At 72.1% G+C, this 17518-nt stretch carries 13 protein-coding genes and 2 pseudogenes; 6 read left to right on the top strand and 9 right to left on the bottom strand.

All coding sequences use genetic code 11. From position 1 onward, the window contains the following. Positions 1 to 11: 11 nt before the first annotated feature. The 4 genes and pseudogenes from OHB56_RS22775 to OHB56_RS22760 all read right to left on the bottom strand — a co-directional run. Positions 12 to 1543: pseudogene (locus OHB56_RS22775) on the bottom strand (substrate-binding domain-containing protein). A gap of 195 nt (positions 1544 to 1738) precedes the next feature. Next, complete coding sequence (locus OHB56_RS22770) at positions 1739 to 3673, bottom strand: serine/threonine-protein kinase (RefSeq protein WP_406355333.1); 1935 nt, start codon at positions 3671 to 3673, stop codon at positions 1739 to 1741. 77 nt (positions 3674 to 3750) lie between these two features. Next, complete coding sequence (locus tag OHB56_RS22765) at positions 3751 to 4209, bottom strand: MarR family winged helix-turn-helix transcriptional regulator (protein ID WP_406355332.1); 459 nt, start codon at positions 4207 to 4209, stop codon at positions 3751 to 3753. Positions 4210 to 4232: 23 nt separating this feature from the next. Then, positions 4233 to 4349: pseudogene (locus OHB56_RS22760) on the bottom strand (glutamine amidotransferase); the annotation flags it as partial. Between the two features lie 136 nt (positions 4350 to 4485). Here OHB56_RS22760 and OHB56_RS22755 point away from each other — a divergent pair. From OHB56_RS22755 to OHB56_RS22745, 3 genes are all read left to right on the top strand, one after another. Continuing rightward, positions 4486 to 5847, top strand: coding sequence for an aspartate aminotransferase family protein (locus OHB56_RS22755; RefSeq protein ID WP_406355330.1), 1362 nt, complete (start codon positions 4486 to 4488; stop codon positions 5845 to 5847). A gap of 196 nt (positions 5848 to 6043) precedes the next feature. Next, entirely contained in the window at positions 6044 to 6751 is a 708-nt protein-coding gene (locus OHB56_RS22750) for a GntR family transcriptional regulator (protein ID WP_350847180.1), read from the top strand. A gap of 183 nt (positions 6752 to 6934) precedes the next feature. Beyond that, complete coding sequence (locus OHB56_RS22745; protein WP_326753894.1) at positions 6935 to 7585, top strand: hypothetical protein; 651 nt, start codon at positions 6935 to 6937, stop codon at positions 7583 to 7585. Positions 7586 to 7731: 146 nt separating this feature from the next. On the opposite strand, the gene OHB56_RS22740 is transcribed toward OHB56_RS22745, so the two are convergent. Continuing rightward, positions 7732 to 9015, bottom strand: a complete 1284-nt coding sequence (locus OHB56_RS22740; RefSeq protein ID WP_326753893.1) for an adenylosuccinate synthase — start codon at positions 9013 to 9015, stop codon at positions 7732 to 7734. 184 nt (positions 9016 to 9199) lie between these two features. Here OHB56_RS22740 and OHB56_RS22735 point away from each other — a divergent pair, with 184 nt between their 5' ends. After that, the gene (locus tag OHB56_RS22735) at positions 9200 to 10084 is read left to right on the top strand and encodes a diacylglycerol kinase (protein ID WP_326753892.1); all 885 of its coding nucleotides are present in this window, start codon (positions 9200 to 9202) and stop codon (positions 10082 to 10084) included. A gap of 1 nt (position 10085) precedes the next feature. On the opposite strand, the gene OHB56_RS22730 is transcribed toward OHB56_RS22735, so the two are convergent. Next, on the bottom strand, positions 10086 to 10694 hold the full coding sequence (locus OHB56_RS22730) for a Uma2 family endonuclease (protein WP_406355327.1): 609 nt from the start codon (positions 10692 to 10694) through the stop codon (positions 10086 to 10088). An 86-nt stretch (positions 10695 to 10780) separates the two neighbouring features. Next, positions 10781 to 11284, bottom strand: a complete 504-nt coding sequence (locus tag OHB56_RS22725; protein ID WP_406355325.1) for a GbsR/MarR family transcriptional regulator — start codon at positions 11282 to 11284, stop codon at positions 10781 to 10783. A 151-nt stretch (positions 11285 to 11435) separates the two neighbouring features. Here OHB56_RS22725 and OHB56_RS22720 point away from each other — a divergent pair, with 151 nt between their 5' ends. Together OHB56_RS22720 and OHB56_RS22715 are read left to right on the top strand one after the other, a co-directional pair. Further along, positions 11436 to 12428, top strand: a complete 993-nt coding sequence (locus OHB56_RS22720) for an ABC transporter ATP-binding protein (RefSeq protein WP_406355323.1) — start codon at positions 11436 to 11438, stop codon at positions 12426 to 12428. Then, a complete protein-coding gene (locus OHB56_RS22715) occupies positions 12425 to 14086 on the top strand; it encodes an ABC transporter permease (protein WP_406355321.1) in 1662 nt (553 codons plus the stop codon). Before OHB56_RS22720 ends, OHB56_RS22715 begins: the two co-directional genes overlap by 4 nt. 78 nt (positions 14087 to 14164) lie before the next feature. Here the strand turns inward: OHB56_RS22715 and OHB56_RS22710 are convergent, their stop codons facing one another. Both OHB56_RS22710 and OHB56_RS22705 read right to left on the bottom strand, forming a co-directional pair. Then, a complete protein-coding gene (locus tag OHB56_RS22710) occupies positions 14165 to 15379 on the bottom strand; it encodes a glycosyltransferase (protein ID WP_326753887.1) in 1215 nt (404 codons plus the stop codon). Positions 15380 to 16030: 651 nt separating this feature from the next. Continuing rightward, entirely contained in the window at positions 16031 to 17248 is a 1218-nt protein-coding gene (locus tag OHB56_RS22705) for a cytochrome P450 (protein WP_326753886.1), read from the bottom strand. Between the last annotated feature and the right edge of the window lie 270 nt (positions 17249 to 17518).

Below are 17518 nucleotides of genomic sequence, written 5' to 3'. Positions count from 1 at the left end.
CGTGCCGGGGCTCAGAGCCCGGGGTCGGCGCAGAGGCGCTGGATCCCCGGGTTCAGGCACGGGAGGTGCCCGTGGGTGTGGATCACGTCCTGGCCGATGCCTCGGGTCAGGTACGTCAGGAAGCTCGACGCCAGTGAGTTCGCCGGCGGCCGCCCGTAGGTGTAGGCGTACTCGATCTCGCGGAACGGGTAGGAGTGGTCCCCCCGTTCCAGGGCGTCCACGGAGGGGGCGTTGCCGTCCAGGCTCAGCCGGTCCACGTCCTGCGCGGCGGCGGCCCGGTTGAACTCGCTGTACCCGATCGAGCCGGGGAGGTCGGCGACGGTCCGCAGCACCAGTTCCGTCGAGTCGAGTTCGCAGCGCAGGACCGGTGCCGTGGGGTCGTCCTTGTGCCGGCAGTCGAGGGACGAGTTGGCGATCTCTCCCCGGCCCAGCACCCGATGCTGCAACACCTGCCGCGTGCCCGAGTTGGCGTCCCGGCTGACCAGGCGCACCGCGACGTCCCTTCCGCCGAGTTCGCTCCAGTTCGTGACCTCGCCCCGGTACAGCCTCCGTACGTCCGCCGTGGACAGGTCCTTCACCCCTGCGTCCTTGTTCACCACCAGGCTGAAGAGCGACACCGCCACCCGGTTCTCGCGCAGCTCTGGGAGCCCGCCGGGCTTGCGTCCGTCCGACAGGGCCACCACCGGCGGCGAGCCCTCCTCCGTCTCCCGGCCGGCCGCCATCAGCTCCCGTATGCCCGAGGTCGATCCGTGCGGGTCCACGACGATGTCGGGTTCGCTTTCCTCGCAGTCCCGCTCGTACTTCCGGGCGACCTCCTGGAGTACGGGCTTGAAGGCCGTCGAGCCGGTGACGGTCAGGGTGCCGCCCTCGCAGCCGAGGGGACCCCGGCGGTCGTCCTGGACGACCACGATCGTCGCCAGCGTCAGCACGCTCACCGTGAGCATGATGGTGATCGTGCGGGCGGCGCGGCTGAACAGCGGCGGCTTGTCGTCCGGGGTGGCGCTGCGGTTGGGGTGCACCTCGCCGTCGCGCAGCCCGCCGGTCAGCCTGATCTCGTCGCCGACGTCACCGCCGGAGAGCAGCACCAGCAGCTTGAAGTGGTCGCCGTGGTTGAGCGGAACGCGCGGGATGCGCAGGGTGTTTCCCTCGTAGGCGAAGCCCCGGGGCGCGGTGAAGTGGTCCATCAGGTGCTCGGTGTCCGAGGGCTGGGTGACCGAGACGCCTCGGATCGTGCGGTTGCCGAACAGCGCGGTCAGGCCGTGGAGTTCGGGTCCCGTGTAGTCGTCGCGGTCGATGCTCTGCGAGCCGTCGTTCTCGATGCGGATCAGCACCAGGGTGGCATCGGTCATGCCGGGCGCCTCGTCGAACAGGCCGAGCCGGCGATTGATCCGGCCGGACCGCGCGTCGTCGCCGATCGGGCTCTCCAACTGCACGCGGTACCCAATGCTCCCCCACTGCCTCAAGGGCGTGGGAGGTACCCCCAGCGGCGCGGTATCCGGCGTTCGTACCAGACCATGACGCCCGAGGCGGCGATGCCGAGCATCGCCGTCGCCACCGCCACCAGGTTTTCCGCGCTCAGCCACTCGTCCACGACGTCGCCCCCGCTGCCGCACGCTGGATCGGGTGGCCACCGTACGGCCGCACCGATGAGGCGGGCGAGCGTCGTGGGGCGAAGTTCGCCGAACGTTCAACAACGGGCTCCGGGCCGGCCGTCGGCCCGGCGCGTCGGTCCCGTGGGTCAGTGCCCCGTGTCGGTCCGCCGGTAGGTGAGCTGCTCGCCGCTGCCGGTGTTCACGCGCCTCAGGGAGCCGTCGGGCAGGAGGGTGACGGTGCTGGCGGCTCCCGGGGTGCAGGCGCTCCGCGGCTGACCGACCGTCACGGTGGTCGGGCCGATCTCCAGCCTGCCGCCGGAACCCGCGCTGGTGAGGTCGCCCTCGAACACGCAGTGGTAGGTGCCGTTGCCGGTGGGTCCGTCGGCGACGAGGGACATGACCGTGTCACCGGCCCCGCCCTGCTGGATGGTCAGCCTGCGGCTGTGCAGCCCGCTCGCGTTGTCGATGGTCGTCGACCAGCTGCCGAGATACCCGGTCGGGATCGCCCCGTCGGCGGGCGGTCGGTCCGTCCCGGCGACGCCACCCGTTCCGTCCGCCCCGGTCGAGGACTTCCCGTCGGACGAGGGGTCGGCGCCCTGGGACGTGCCGTCGGTCGGCGTGCCCGAGGGGTTGCCGCCGGCGGTGTCGCCGGCGCCGCCGCTCATCAGCGCGTACACCGTGCCGCCCGCGGCGAGCGCGACGACCAGCGCGATCACGACGAGCAGCGCGGTGGAACGGTTGTCGCGCGGGGACCGCGCCGGGCCGTACGGCGGCTGATGCGCACCGAAGGGCGGCGGGCCGTAGGGAGGGGTGGCACCGGCGGCCCCGTAGCCGTTGTAGGGGTAGCCGTAGCCGGGGGACTGGGGGTGCGGCTGAGCCTGCTGTTGAGGGTACGGCTGGGGGTGCGGCTGGGGATGGCCGTACGCGGCGGGACCCGGCCCGGCCGCCGGGGCGCCCGGGGCCGGACCCGGGGGCGCGGTGGGGCCGTTCGGGCCGACGACCAGGGTGGGCAGGTGATTCACCGGCGCGCCGTCGCCGGGCGTGCCCGGCGACGGCGGGGCGGAGCCGTCGGCGGCGGGGGCGTGCTCGGGGGTGGCGGCGGGGGCGGGGCCGGCCGGCGCGGGCGGCGGCGCCTGCGGATCCTCCGCGTCCAGGAGCCGTACGGCGTGCCGGCCGAGCTGGGCGACCAGGGCGCCCGGCAGCCAGGGCTCGCGGGAGCGGCCGTCGACGACGGTCTCCCCGGCGCCGGTGCGCAGCAGGATCTGGTCGAGAGTGGGCCGCTGGGCGGGGTCCTTCCGGAGGCAGTCCTTCACCAGGTCGGCGAGGCCCTCGGGGACCCGGCCGAGGTCGGGTTCCTCCTCGGCGATGCGGAACATCAGGGCGTGCACCCCGCTGTTGGCGGTGCCGAAGGGAAGCTCGCCGGTGGCGGCGTAGGCGAGCACGGAGCCGAGGCAGAAGACGTCGCAGGCGGGGGTGATGCGGTCGCCGCGCACCTGCTCCGGCGCCATGAACCCGGGCGAGCCGACCAGCGCCCCGGTGCGGGTGAGGCCGCCGTCGGTCACGGTCTCCAGGGCCCGCGCGATCCCGAAGTCGATGACGCGCGGCCCGTCGATGGTGACGAGCACGTTGGACGGCTTGAGGTCGCGGTGCACGATGCCGGCGGCATGGATGTCCTTCAGCGCGTGGGCGAGACCCACGGCGAGAATGCGGACCGACCGCTCGGGCAGTGCGCCGTGGTCGTGCCCGACGACCTGCTGGAGGCTGGGCCCGGCGACGTATCCGGTGGCGACCCAGGGCACCGGGGCCTCGGTGTCCGCGTCCAGTACCGGCGCGGTCCAGTCGCCGCCGACCTGCCGGGCGTTCTGCACCTCCTGGCGGAAGCGGGCCCGGAACTCCTCCTGCTGCGCCAGTTCCTCGCGCACCAGCTTGACGGCGACGGTGCGTCCCCGGTCGGAGCGGGCGAGGTAGACCTCCCCCATGCCGCCGGCCCCGAGCCGCGCGAGCAACCGGTAGGCGCCGATTCTGCCGGGGTGCCGAGCGCCCTGGTCCCCCATCGCGTCCCCCGGTCCGTGCTTCTCCATCGTTGCGCCGCCTTCCCCCGCCGTGAGCAACAGCCTGAGGATAAACCGGGCATGGTCCGGGGTGAGCTGGGTGTCGTCTACGGTTCCGTAACAGGGGGACCGAGGTCGTCGAGTACGGCGCACAGGCGTTCCAGTGTCTGGACCGCCTGTGCGAGTTCGGTTTCGCCGAACGCCTCCGCGAGCCGTTGCGCGAAGGCCGCGTGGCCGGGGCCGATCCCGCCGACGGCGGCGCGGCCCCGCTCGGTGACGGCGAGGAGTTTGGCGCGGCGGTGCGCCGGGTTGGGCCGGTACTCGGCGAGACCGCGCTCGACCAGCAGGTCGGCGATGCGCTGCACGCTCTGCCGGGTGATGCCCATGACGCGGGCGATGCCGGAGACCGGCAGGGGTTGTTGGAGGACCGCGCCGAGCACCTGCCACCGGGCGGCGGTGAGTCCGGCGGGCCGGGCGAGTTCCTCGGCGACCGCGAGGAACTCGCCGTTCAGCCGGAAGGCGCCGAGCGCGCCGCGGCTGAGCAGATCCTGCTGTTCCCGGCTCACCGGCCCAGGACCTCCTCGAGCTCGGTGGGCGCGACGGTACGGACCTGGTACCCGGCGAGGGCGAGGTGCGCGGTGGCGTGACCGGTCTCCCAGTCGGCGTAGGTGTCGTAGACGGCGAGATGGACGGGCCTGCGGGTCATGACCGCTCCCTGGGTGCGCCGGTGGGTGGGGTTGCCGCGATGACGGCCGGCCGGCCGGGCCGACCTTCATGACAGCATACTGACAAATGCGCAGCATACTGTCAAAGATGGAGGGTCACGTCTTACGCTCGCCCGTATGACTGCACAGCCGAACCCCGACGCCGGGGCCGCCGTGAAGGCCGCCGACCGCGCCCACGTCTTCCACTCCTGGTCCGCGCAGGAGCTGATCGACCCGCTCGCCGTCGCCGGAGCCGAGGGGTCGTACTTCTGGGACTACGAAGGCCGGCGCTACCTCGACTTCACCAGCGGGCTCGTCTTCACCAACGTCGGCTACCAGCACCCCAAGGTCGTCGCTGCGATCCAGGAGCAGGCCGGGCGGATGACGACGTTCGCGCCCGCGTTCGCCGTCGAGGCGCGGTCGGAGGCGGCCCGGCTGATCGCCGAACGGACGCCGGGCGACCTGGACAAGGTCTTCTTCACCAACGGGGGCGCGGACGCCGTCGAGCACGCCGTCCGGATGGCGCGGCTGCACACCGGGCGGCCCAAGGTGCTCTCCGCGTACCGCTCGTACCACGGCGGCACCCAGCAGGCCGTGAACCTCACCGGCGACCCGCGCCGCTGGGCCTCCGACAGCGGCACGGCCGGGGTCGTGCACTTCTGGGCGCCCTTCCTCTACCGCTCCCGCTTCTACGCGGAGACCGAGGAGCAGGAGTGCGCGCGGGCGCTGGAACACCTGGAGACGACGATCGCCTTCGAGGGGCCGTCGACGATCGCGGCGATCGTCCTGGAGACCATCCCGGGGACGGCGGGCATCATGCCGCCGCCGCCCGGTTATCTCGCCGGCGTGCGGGAGCTGTGCGACACGTACGGGATCGTCTTCGTCCTGGACGAGGTGATGGCCGGGTTCGGCCGGACCGGCACCTGGTTCGCGGCGGACCTGTACGACGTCGTGCCGGACCTGATGACCTTCGCGAAGGGCGTCAACTCCGGCTACGTGCCGCTCGGCGGCGTCGCGATCTCCGGCGCGATCGCCGAGACGTTCGCGAAGCGGCCGTACCCGGGCGGGCTCACCTACTCCGGGCACCCGCTGGCCTGCGCCGCGGCCGTCGCGACGATCAACGCCATGGCCGAGGAGGGCATCGTCGAGAACGCGGCCCGGCTGGGCGCGTCCGTCGTCGGGCCGGCGCTGCGCGAGCTGGCGGAGCGGCACCCCAGCGTGGGCGAGGTCCGCGGGGTCGGCATGTTCTGGGCGCTGGAACTGGTGCGGAACCGGGAGACCCGGGAGCCGCTGGTCCCCTACAACGCGACCGGCGAGGCGGGCGCCCCCATGGCCGCCTTCGCCGCCGCCGCGAAGGCGAACGGGCTGTGGCCCTTCGTGAACATGAACCGCACCCACGTCGTCCCGCCGTGCAACGTGAGCGAGGCCGAGCTGAAGGAGGGCCTGGCCGCGCTGGACTCGGCGCTGTCGGCGGCGGACGAGTTCGTGGACCGACCGTGAGAAGGTGACCCGGCCGTTCGAACAGGCATGGGTCACTCGAACACGTAAAGTGGCGTGACCGTGGACGGACACGTGCGCCGGATGCACGCGGCCTCCGCGCGGGCCGGATGCACGCGGCCGGCGCGTGGGGCCCGCGCACCGGCCCCACCCGTGGCACGGTCACGCCACTCGGACACGACCAGGGAGACGCCCGAGCATGCCCGGCATCAGCGGCAACGGCGCGGTGACGCGCAGCACGCTGCGGCAGCAGATCGCCGACGCCCTCCGTGAAGAGGTGCTGTCCGGGCGGATGGAGCCGGGGCAGGAGTTCACCGTCAAGGAGATCGCCGACCAGTACGGGGTCTCCGCGACCCCCGTACGGGAGGCGCTGGTCGACCTGTCGGCGCAGGGGCTGCTCGACGCCGACCAGCACCGGGGCTTCCGGGTGCACGAGTACTCCGTCGACGACTTCCGCGGCATGATCGAGGCCCGCGTGCTGGTGATCGACGGGATGTTCCACGCCCTGACCGACGCCCACGGCCGCCTGGCGCGCCTGCGGCCCGAGGAACCGCGGGTCGCCGCCGCGCTCGCCGGAGTGCGGCGGCGCGGGGAGGAGGCCCAGCGTTCGGCCCTCGCCGGCGAACTCACCGTACTGATCGGCTACGACCTGCGCTTCTGGCGCGAGCTCGTGGCCCTGTTCGGCAACCCCCACCTCACCGCCTTCCTGCACCGGATCCGCGTCCAGACCTGGGTCTGCGTGGTCCAGCACCTGCGGCGCCTGCCCGATCTGCGGGGGCAGCTGTGGTCCGAACACACCGATCTGGTCGACGCGCTGGTGCGCCGTGACACCGATTCCGCCCGCGCGGTCGTCGCGTCGTACAACGCCCACTCCCTGGCCCTCGTCGAACGGCTCCCCGCGGACTGAACGGCCCGGAGCCGGTGCGAGGGGGAGCCCGGGGTCCGGGCCCCGCGTCGTCTGTGTTCGTATGGGTAGAGGATCTGCACGAGGGGAGCCACCCTCGTGCCCCGCCGGTACCCTTCCCTGACCGCCGTACTGGATGTACCGGACGTACCGGATGTGGTGGACGCGCTATGCGAGGAGCCCTCTTTGGCCTGTGACCTGTGGCTGGTGCCGCTCGTCGACGTGTTGTGCCACACCCCCGACAATCCGTTCGCCGAGGAGATCGCGCAGTACAACGAGGTACTGGCCGGAGCCGGGCTGCCGCCGGTACCGGTGTACCAGTACATGCCGGGGCTGTCCGGCGAGGTCGCCCCGGTCGCGGGCTTCGACTACGACGCGCTGCACTTCCTGCGGCGCGCGTATCTGCTCCAGGTGTGCGGACTGCCGGTCACCCCGGTGGGCGAGCTGGGCGGCGACTACGAGCAGTTGCTGGAGATGTTCGAGTCGACGGCCCAGCAGTCGCACCTGGTCTGGCACTACGACCACGCCGGGGCCTACGTGCCCGTGGACTTCCCGCACCCGCTCTCCAGCGACGAACTCCTCGCGGGCGGCGGCCCGCTGGGCTCCTCCCACGCGCTGCTGCGGGAACTGGAGGTCGTCGCCCCCGCCCTCGGCATCGATCCCGCGAACCCGCCGGCCGCGCCGGAGCCCCCGCAGGGACCGACCGAGCTGGAGGAGCCCGCCGTCCCGGCGCCGTACGACCCCAGCCCTTTCGCCCGCGAACGCCACGTCTGGCTCGGCCTGCACGCGGCGGCCACGCGCAGCCTGGCCCAGGGCTCGATGATCGTCTTCAGCTGAACCCCGGGCGCGGGCCGGCTCGCCCCGGACGTCCCGGACACCCCGGGCCGCCTCGGCTCCCCTGCCGCCCCGGACGCGAAAACGTCCCGGTGACCCTGGACGGGCCACCGGGACGTCACGGTGCGGCGGGGTCCGGCAGGGCCGGACTACAGGAACGAGTTGATCTGGATCGTCTCGTCGCGGCCCGGTCCCACGCCGATCGCGGAGATCGGGGCGCCGGACATCTCCTCCAGGGCCTTGACGTACGCCTGGGCGTTCTTCGGCAGGTCGGAGAAGGACTTCGCGCCGGTGATGTCCTCGGACCAGCCGGGGAGCATCTCGTAGACGGGCTTCGCGTGGTGGAAGTCCGTCTGGGAGTACGGGAGCTCCTCGACGCGCTTGCCGTCGATCTCGTAGGCCACGCAGACCGGGATCTGCTCCCAGCCGGTGAGGACGTCGAGCTTGGTGAGGAAGAAGTCGGTCAGGCCGTTCACGCGGGTCGCGTAGCGGGCGATGACCGCGTCGAACCAGCCGCAGCGGCGGTCCCGGCCGGTGGTGACACCGCGCTCGCCGCCGATGCGGCGCAGGGCCTCGCCGTCCTCGTCGAAGAGTTCCGTCGGGAACGGGCCGGCGCCGACGCGGGTCGTGTACGCCTTCAGGATGCCGATGACCCGGGTGATCTTCGTCGGGCCCACGCCGGCGCCCGTGCAGGCGCCGCCCGCGGTCGGGTTCGACGAGGTGACGAAGGGGTACGTGCCGTGGTCGATGTCGAGCAGGGTGCCCTGGCCGCCCTCGAAGAGGACCACCTTGTCCTGCTCCAGCGCCTGGTTGAGGACCAGGACGGTGTCGGTGACGTACGGCGCCAGCTTGTCGGCGTAGCCCAGCAGCTCCCCGACCACCTGGTCCGTGGCGATCGCGCGCCGGTTGTAGAACTTGGTGAGCATCTGGTTCTTGACGTCGAGCGCCGCCTCCACCTTCTGGGTGAGGATCGACTCGTCGTACAGGTCCTGGACCCGGATGCCGACGCGGTTGATCTTGTCGGCGTAGGTCGGACCGATGCCGCGACCCGTGGTGCCGATCTTGCGCTTGCCGAGGAAGCGCTCCGTCACCTTGTCCACCGTCACGTTGTACGGCGTGATGATGTGCGCGTTGCCGCTGATCAGGAGCTTGGACGTGTCGACGCCGCGCTCGTTCAGCCCGCTCAGCTCGGAGAACAGGACGGAGGGGTCGACGACGACACCGTTGCCGATGACGGGAGTGCAACCGGGAGAAAGGATTCCGGAAGGGAGCAGGTGGAGGGCGTATTTCTGGTCGCCCACGACCACCGTGTGGCCGGCGTTGTTGCCGCCTTGGTAACGCACCACGTAGTCGACGGATCCGCCGAGCAGGTCCGTCGCCTTTCCCTTGCCTTCGTCACCCCACTGAGCACCGAGCAGCACAAGTGCGGGCACGCGCGTACACCCCTTCCGGGCGGGGCATGTCCAGGGTCAAGGGCGTACGCGGAGGATCTCCGCCGCACACACCGCGACCACCGTTGGCCGCCAACCGTCGGACCGTATGCCCCGGAATAGACGAAGCCCCTGCGCAACAGCGCAAGGGGCTCTTGCACAAAGATGCTACCCGAGGAAGCGAGGCATGGCCGAGGTGGCGACTTCCCCGACGTCCGATCAGCTCCTGGTGGTCATCGATCCGGTCGCCCGCCGCAGCGACGGCGAGTCCGTACGTATCGCGAAAGACGTGCTCAGCGGGGGTGCGACGACGAAGGTGTGCCTACCGGACGGGCCGGAGGAATTCGCCCGCGCGCTCGCCCGGCGGGGCTCGAGGCGCCCGGTGCTGGTCGGCGACGACCTGGCCCTGATGCGGGCGGTGGGACTGCTGCACCGGCAGCGGGAGCTGACCGGCTGCGCGCTGTCCCTGGTGCCGGTCGGGGGCGCGCTGTCGCTCGCCCGGTCGCTGGGGGTGCCCACGGGAGCGGTGGCCGCGGCGCGCGCCGTGCTGGACGGCGCCGAGCGGCGGATGAACCTGCTGGTGGACGACAGCGACGGCGTGGTGCTCGGCGCGGTACGGATTCCGCCGGTCGGCGCCGCCCGGGTGCGGGAGGAGGACGCCGAAGAGGCCGAGGACACCGACGGGGCCCTCGGGGCGGGGCAGCGTCCGTGGCTGCGGACCTGCCAGTCCCTGGTACGGACCCTGGTGCCGGTCAGGCCGCCCCGGGTGGCCTCCGCCCCCGAGAGCGGACCGGCCCGGCTGCGGGTGGAGGTCGACGGGCGGACGCTCGTCGACCTGCACCAGCCGGTGGAGGCCGTCTCCGTCGTCCCCGGCCCCGGCGGGATCGCCCGGGTCGAGGTGCGGCCGGTGTCCGTCGGCGCGGAGGCGTCGCCGCTGCTGGCCGAGGGACACACGGTGACGGTGTCGGGAGCGCACTTCCGCTACCGGGCGGACGGACTGGTGTCGGGGCCGGTAGGCACCCGGACGTGGGTGGCCCGGGAGGACGCCTGGGGGCTGACGCTGCCGGTGTGAGTCAGGTTTCAGTGCCTTCGTGGGGCCGGTGGAACCCGCTCGTGTCGAGGAGGCAACCGAAGGGATCGGGGATCAAGAGCTTTTCGCCGAACGGCTTGTTGATGCGGATCTGGTAGCCCTGTGGCGACGGGGATCCGTAGACGGTGGCCTGCTGTTCCTGCATGTCGAGGATGAGATACACGGGGATGCCCGCCCTGCCGTAGACCTCGACCTTGTCGGTCAGATCGTCGTTGCGGGTGGAGGGAGAGGTCAGTTCGGCGACGAAGGACAGAGCCTCGCCGTCCAGACGGTTGCCCTCCGTCTCGAGGGCCTGCTCGTGCACCGCATGAATGTCCGGCCCATATGCGCATGCCTCCCCCGGGAAGACATACAACGTCGGTGCCCGGTCGATCAGGTGCCCTTCCGGAAGGTACGGCTCGAGCTGTTTGCACACCAGGTGCATCACACGGTGGTAATAGCCCTTCGACCACGGCGACACAACGATGTTCCCCCTGATGATCTCGGCTTTGAAGCCGTCGCGCAGGTGCAGCTCGTCGAGAAGGTCCAGCAGTTCCTCGAAGTTGCCGAGCTCGGTGCCGCTTGCCGTCGGTCGCTCTGCCATGACTGTCATGATGCGCCCTCCCCTTGAAACGGACCATCCGTCACCCAGAGTATTCGATCACTCACGCAAACGCGCCCAGTTTCGGGGTCACCCCCTCACCCCCGGCCGAAGGTCTCGTCCCGGTGGGCCCGCCACCGCTCCATGAGCGTCTCGACCTCCTTCTCCACGAACTCGAAGAAGGCCAGCGTCTCCCCCAGCCGGCGGCCCGCCGGGCTGTCGGGACCCACGCTGGCGACGCCCTCGCGCAGCGCGTCCTGCCAGCGCCGGATGACGGCCTCGCGGTTGGTGAGGGCCTCGTACCACTGGTCGCCGTGCACCCGGTAGCGCTCGCGGCGCGAGCCGGGTTCCCGCTCCCGGGAGACCAGGTGCTGCTGGTCCAGGTAGCGCACCGCCCCGGAGACCGCGGCGGGCGAGATCCGCAGCGCCTCCCCCAGTTCGGCGGAGCTGCCGGCCCCGGTGTCCGACACCAGCAGGGCCGCGAAGACCCTGGCCGGCATGCGCGGCATTCCGGCCATCACCAGCTGCGCCGCGAAGTGCTCGACGAACCGGGAGACCGCCTCGGGGTCCCGCTCCGGCCGACCGGCCCCTTCCTCCGTCATGATCCACTCATCTCCGCCCTCGGCCCCTGCGCATCCCGTCCGCCCGCTGCGCACCCGTATCCGCAGCTCAGCCACATCAGGTCAGTCTAGTCCGGCATTTATACACTTCTTTAACTTCACAAATTTGTGAAACCAGCGTACGTTCCGAAGCATGACGAAGGCCATCACCGTGTCCGGACTCCACAAGTCGTTCGGTCGCACGCGCGCGCTCGACGGTCTCGACCTGGAGGTCGAGCCCGGCGAGGTCCACGGCTTCCTGGGCCCGAACGGCTCCGGCAAGTCCACCACCCTCCGCGTCCTGCTCGGTCTGCTGCGTGCGGACGCGGGCGCCACCCAGGTGCTCGGCCGTGATCCGTGGGCGGACGCCGTGGAACTCCACCGCCGCCTCGCCTATGTCCCCGGCGACGTCGAACTGTGGCCGAACCTCACCGGCGGCGAGGCCATCGACCTGCTGGCGCGGCTGCGCGGCGGCCTGGACGGGAAGCGGCGCGCCGAGCTCGTCGAGCGCTTCGACCTGGACCCGACCAAGAAGGGCCGCGCCTACTCCAAGGGCAACCGGCAGAAGGTCGCCATCGTCGCCGCGCTCGCCTCCGACGCCGAGCTGCTGCTGCTCGACGAGCCGACCGCGGGACTGGACCCGCTCATGGAGGTCGTCTTCCAGGACGTCATCGGCGAGGCCAAGGAAGCCGGCAGGACCGTCCTGCTCTCCAGCCACATCCTGGCCCAGGTGGAGAAGCTCGCCGACCGCGTGAGCATCATCCGGCTGGGGCGCACCGTCCAGTCCGGCACCCTCGGCGAGCTGCGCCACCTGACCCGCACCACCATCGAGGCGGAGACCGGGCGACCGGCCACCGGCCTCGGCGAACTGCCCGGCGTCCACGACCTCCAGATCCTCGACGAGGCCGGTGGCCGGGTCCGTTTCGCCGTCGACGGCGGCCGGGTCGACGGAGCGGTCCGCAAGCTCACCGAGTTCGGCATCCGCAGTCTCATCAGCCACCCGCCGACCCTGGAGGAGCTGATGCTCCGCCACTACGGCAGCGAGCTCGCCGCCAACGGGCACCGTGCGAAGGGACACGGCACGGACGGGCAGCGTACGGACGGGCAGCGTACGGACGGGCAGCGTACGGACGGAGACCTGCGATGACCACCGCGACCACCGCCGCCGAGGCGCCGGCACCCGTCGGACAGGTCGCGGGCGGCAACGCGCTGGCCGGGACCCGGACGCTGATCCGCTTCGCCCTGCGCCGGGACCGGATCCGGCTCCCGGTGTGGATCCTGGCCCTGCTCCTCGGCACCCTCATGACGGCGAACAGCTTCACGACGCTGTACAGCGACCCGCAGGACCGGGCGAACGCCGTCAGGAGCATGGACAGCCCGGCCGGCCTCGCCCTGTCCGGCCCCCGCCACTACCTCGACGACTACGGCTTCGGCTCCATGCTGAGCCACCAGATGCTCGGCTTCATGGCCGTCCTCGTCGGCCTCATGAGCGTGCTGATCGTCACCCGGCACACCCGCGCCGAGGAGGAGACCGGCCGCGCCGAGCTGGTGCGCTCCACCGTCGTGGGCCGCCACGCCCATCTCGCGGCCGCCCTGTCCGTCGCCGTCCTGGCCAACCTCGCCCTCGCCCTGCTGCTGGCCTTCGGCCTGGCCGGCCTGGGAATGGAGGGCGTCGACACGGCGGGCTCGCTGCTCTACGGCTTCGGCCACGCCGCCGCCGGTCTCGTCTTCGCCGCCGTCGCCGCGGTCACCGTCCAGCTCACCGCGCACACCCGCGGCGCGTCCGGCATGGCGCTCGCGGTCGTCGGCGTCGCCTACGTGCTGCGTGCCGCCGGCGACAGCGGCGAGAACGGCGCCCTGTCCTGGCTGTCCCCGATCGGCTGGGTGCAGCGCAGCTACCCGTACGTCGACAACCGCTGGTGGCCGCTGCTGCTCTGCCTGGGACTCGCGGTGGCGTGCGCGGCGGCGGGTTTCGTGCTCTCCACCCGGCGGGACGTGGGCGCCGGCCTGCGTCCGGAGAAGCTGGGCCGCCCCACGGCCTCCGACGCGCTCACCACACCGCTCGGCTTCGCCCTGCGGCTGCACCGCGGCATGCTGACCGGCTTCGGCGCGGGCCTGTTCCTGATGGGGGCGATGTACGGGTCGATCCTCGGGGACGCCGAGGACATGCTGAAGGACATCGACCAGATCCAGGAGGCCCTGGACCGCACCGGCGGTGCCGGTGTCGCCGAGTCCTTCGCCTCCATGGTCATGGTCGTCCTCACGGTCGTGGCGGCGGTGTACGTCGTCATGGCGTCCCTGCGGCCCCGCTCCGAGGAGACGGCCGGCCGTGCCGAACCCCTCCTCGCCACCGGCCTCTCGCGCGCCCGCTGGGTCGGCGGCCACCTGGCCGTGGCCATGGGCGGCGGTACGGTCGTGCTGCTGCTGGCCGGGCTCGGCTTCGGCATCGCGGGCGCGGCCTCGACCGGCGACGCCGGGCTGCTGCCGGACCTGGTGGGCGCCGCCCTCGCGTACGCGCCCGCCCTGTGGGTCACGGCCGGCGTGGCCGTGGTCCTCTTCGGCTGGTTCCCGCGGGCGAGCCAGGCGGCCTGGATCGTGCCGCTGTACGCCTTCGTGGTCGGCTACCTCGGCCAGATCCTCCGGTTCCCGGGCTGGATGAACAACCTCTCCCCGTTCGGCCATGTCCCCCGGCTCCCCGCCGCGGACATGGACTGGATTCCGCTGCTCCTGCTGTCCCTCGTCGCCGCCGGCCTGGTGTGGCTGGGCCTGGCGGGCTTCCGACGGCGGGACCTCGAGACGAAGTAGCGGCTGCCGTGCCGGATCCGGCTTCGGTGTGTCGGACAGGCCGGTACAACGGCACGGCGATGGGGCCATCCCTCGGGTTCACCCGGCGCCCCCTGAGCCGATGTGGGCGAGCACCGTGGCTGCGCCGTCCTCTGCGGCGATGCGGTGAGCGAGTCCGGCCGCGCGGCGGCGGTGGGCCGGCTCGGACAGGCAGGCCTTGATTCCGGCGCCGAGGGCTTCGGCGGTGAGGTCCTGGAACGGCAGAGGCCGGGGGGCGACCCCCAGCCGGTACAGCCGAGACGCCCAGAACGGCTGGTCGGCCATGACGGGTACGGGCAGGGCGGGTACTCCGGCCCGCAGTCCGGCCGCGGTGGTACCCGCCCCTGCGTGGTGGACGACGGCGGCGGTACGAGGAAACAGCCAGTCGTGCGGGAGGTCGCCGATGGCCAGGACATCGGCGCCGCAGCCGCTCAGTTCGGCCCACCCCGCCTGCACCACCGCGCGCACGCCCGCCCGCTCCACCGCCGCGGCCACCAGCTCACTGAGCCGTTCCCCCTGCCCCGGTGCCATACTGCCGAACCCGATGAACACCGGGGGCGGGCCGGCCTGGAGGAAGTCGACAAGCTCGGCCGGGGGCTGCCAGCGGTACGGCCGCGCGGGCCACCAGTAGCCCGCCACTTCGACCCGGGACGGCCAGTCTTCGGGGCGCGGCACCACCAGCGGGCTGAAGCCGTGGAAGACCGGCCCGGTGTCCACCGGCGCCGAGGGCGCGTCGGCGGGCAGCCCGAGGCGGGCGCGCAGCCGGGTCACGGCGCCCGCGAAGAGCCCTTCCGCCCGCTTCTCCACTGCCCGGCCCGCGGCGAGGTTCCCCTCCGGCCCCGTACCGTCGGCGTCCCGTGCGCCGGGTAGCGGGAAACGTCCGGTGGCGAACGCCGGCACGAGGTAGGTGCCGATGACGGGGACGCCGAACGCCTCGCCGGCCGTCCGGCTGAGCGGTGCCGGGCCGAAGGCGGTCAGCACCAGGTCGGTTCCGCCCGCCACGGCCTCCGCCACCCCGTCGGCGAGCCCGTCCGCGTACGCCCTTGTCAGTGCCCGGGACTCCTCCCGCGACGCTGCCCGGGACCAGTCCCGGAGCAGCCGCTGCGGGTCTCCCGGCACAGGCCGGTGGTCGAGACCGCACCCGCCGACGAGTGCGGCGAAGGACGGGTGAGCGGCCACGGCGACCTGATGGCCCGCTTCCAGCAGGCGCCGCCCCAGGCCTGTGAAGGGCGCGACGTCTCCCCGTGAACCGGCGGTGATGATCACAATCCGCATGGAGCGATTCTCCTCGTGAATGCCGCCCGGTCACCGTCATCAGCCAAAGGGGCCCCTCAGCGCACCTACCCGCTGCAACCCCGGGCGCAGGTGCTGTCGTTACCCACGAACATCGAACACCGCCACGTCGGCCCGCTGCCCAAAGCCGCGTACGTCCGCTGTCGAAACTCGGTTCTGGCACAGCCCTCTGTGGTGCTGGGCCGCCCCGGTTCCGTCGGCGAGGGTGCGGCCGATAGCGTGCAAGCGCCTGAGCGGCACTGACATGGCAGGCGTGATCGAGGACTTCGGGTCTGTGGTCGCCCGGGTGGAGGAGGCCGGCGAGCGCGTGACCATCACCGTGGAGGGCCGGCTCCCCGGGGTATGTCGCCGGTCCCCGGGGGTGACACACCTCCCCAAAGGCGTGAGCACTTCGACCACTATTGCCCTGATGTCGCCCATTTGAGCGCTCTCGTGACACATGCCCGCCGACTGCTCACGCTTTCCAGCAAGGCATCCGCCTCCGGCCCGGCAACGTCGGGACCACGGAGGCCCCCTCCCCACACCACCCAGCGGGGCGCCATCCACCGCGTGAACGCGAACCCTTCGGGGGTGAACGCGTAAGAGAGCCGGAGCACCGTCTTCCCAGGGGTGACAGAGTCCGGGACGACGGACTCAGACCTCGACCACCAGCCCTTCCAGTCCTCGGATCACGAAGTTCGGCTTGCGCTTCGGCTCCTCCGTCGGGCGCAGCGTGGGGGCCTTCTCCAGCAGGGCCCGCATGGACGCCGCGAGTTCGATGCGGGCCAGGGGTGCCCCGATGCAGTAGTGGATGCCGGCGCTGAAGGAGATGTGCGGGTTGTCCGCGCGGGTGAGGTCCAGGCGGGCGGGGTCGGTGAAGACGGCCGGGTCGTGGTTGGCGGAGCCGAAGAGCATGGCGATCTCCGCGCCCCGGGGGATCACCGTGCCGTCGATCTCGATGTCGTCCAGGACCCAGCGCTCGAAGAGCTGGAGCGGGGTGTCGTAGCGCATCAGCTCCTCCACGGCGGAGGGGACCAGGGAGTGGTCCGCGCGCAGGGCGGCCAGCTGACCGGGGTTCCGGAACAGCGCCGCCCAGCCGTTGACCGTGGAGTTCACCGTCGCCTCGTGGCCCGCGTTCAGCAGGAGCACGCAGGTGGAGATCATCTCCTGCTCGGTGAGGCGGTCGCCCTCGTCGTGGGCCGCGATCAAGCCCGAGATCAGGTCGTCGCCGGGCTTCGCGCGACGCTCGGCGATCAGCTCCCGGAGATACTCCGAGAACTCGACCGAGGCCCGGACGGCCTTCGTCGCCGACTCCCCCGACGGCTTCAGCTCGTACATCCCGCAGATGTCCGCCGACCAGGGGCGCAGCGGGGCCCGGTCCGACTCGGGGATGCCCAGCATCTCGGCGATCACCGCGACCGGGAGCGGTTCGGCGACGTCCCGCAGCAGGTCGCCGCCGCCGGCGTCGACCAGCGCGGACACCAGGTCCGCCGCGAGCCCTTCGACGTACGGCTTCAGCCGCTCCACCGTGCGCGGGGTGAACGCCTTCGACACCAGGCGCCGGATGCGGGTGTGGTCCGGCGGCTCGAGGTCGAGCATGCCGTGGTCGTTGAGGGTGTGGAACGGCTCCTGCTCGGGCGGCGGGGCGGTCCGGCCGAACTCCTCGTGGGTGAAGCGGTGCTGGTACGTCCGGCCCAGGCGCCTCTCGCGCAGCAGCGCGGAGACATCCGCGTGGTGCGGGACCAGCCACTGGTTCGTCGGCTCGAACCAGTGCACCCGGCCCCGTTCCCGCAACTCGGCGTAGGCGGGATACGGGTCGGCGAGGAACGCCGGGTCCCATGGGTCGAACGCAAGGTCGGATTCAGCCGTCATGGACGGACCATAGGCCGCCGAGCGGGCCCCTGCCCAGCGCCCTCATCAAAAGCGGTTTTCCCGACGGGGACAGGAAGGGCCGGCAGGAGCTGCCCCATGCGACCTGCGGAGCGAGACCGGAAAATGCCTCGCACAGCACCTTGGCCGGATGCGCACCCGCGCTCATGGCGTCTGCCGTACAAGGCGGGAAACTCTGGCCATGTTCATCAGACGATCAGTCGCGGCAGTCGCCGTCTCCCTTGTCGCGGTCACCGCGGCCGCGTGTGGAAC

The organism is Streptomyces sp. NBC_01635 (assembly GCF_045209715.1).
Lineage (GTDB): Bacteria > Actinomycetota > Actinomycetes > Streptomycetales > Streptomycetaceae > Streptomyces > Streptomyces hirsutus.
The sequence above is the reverse complement of the archived record's forward strand: the minus strand, read 5'-3'. Positions and strand labels throughout refer to the sequence as shown.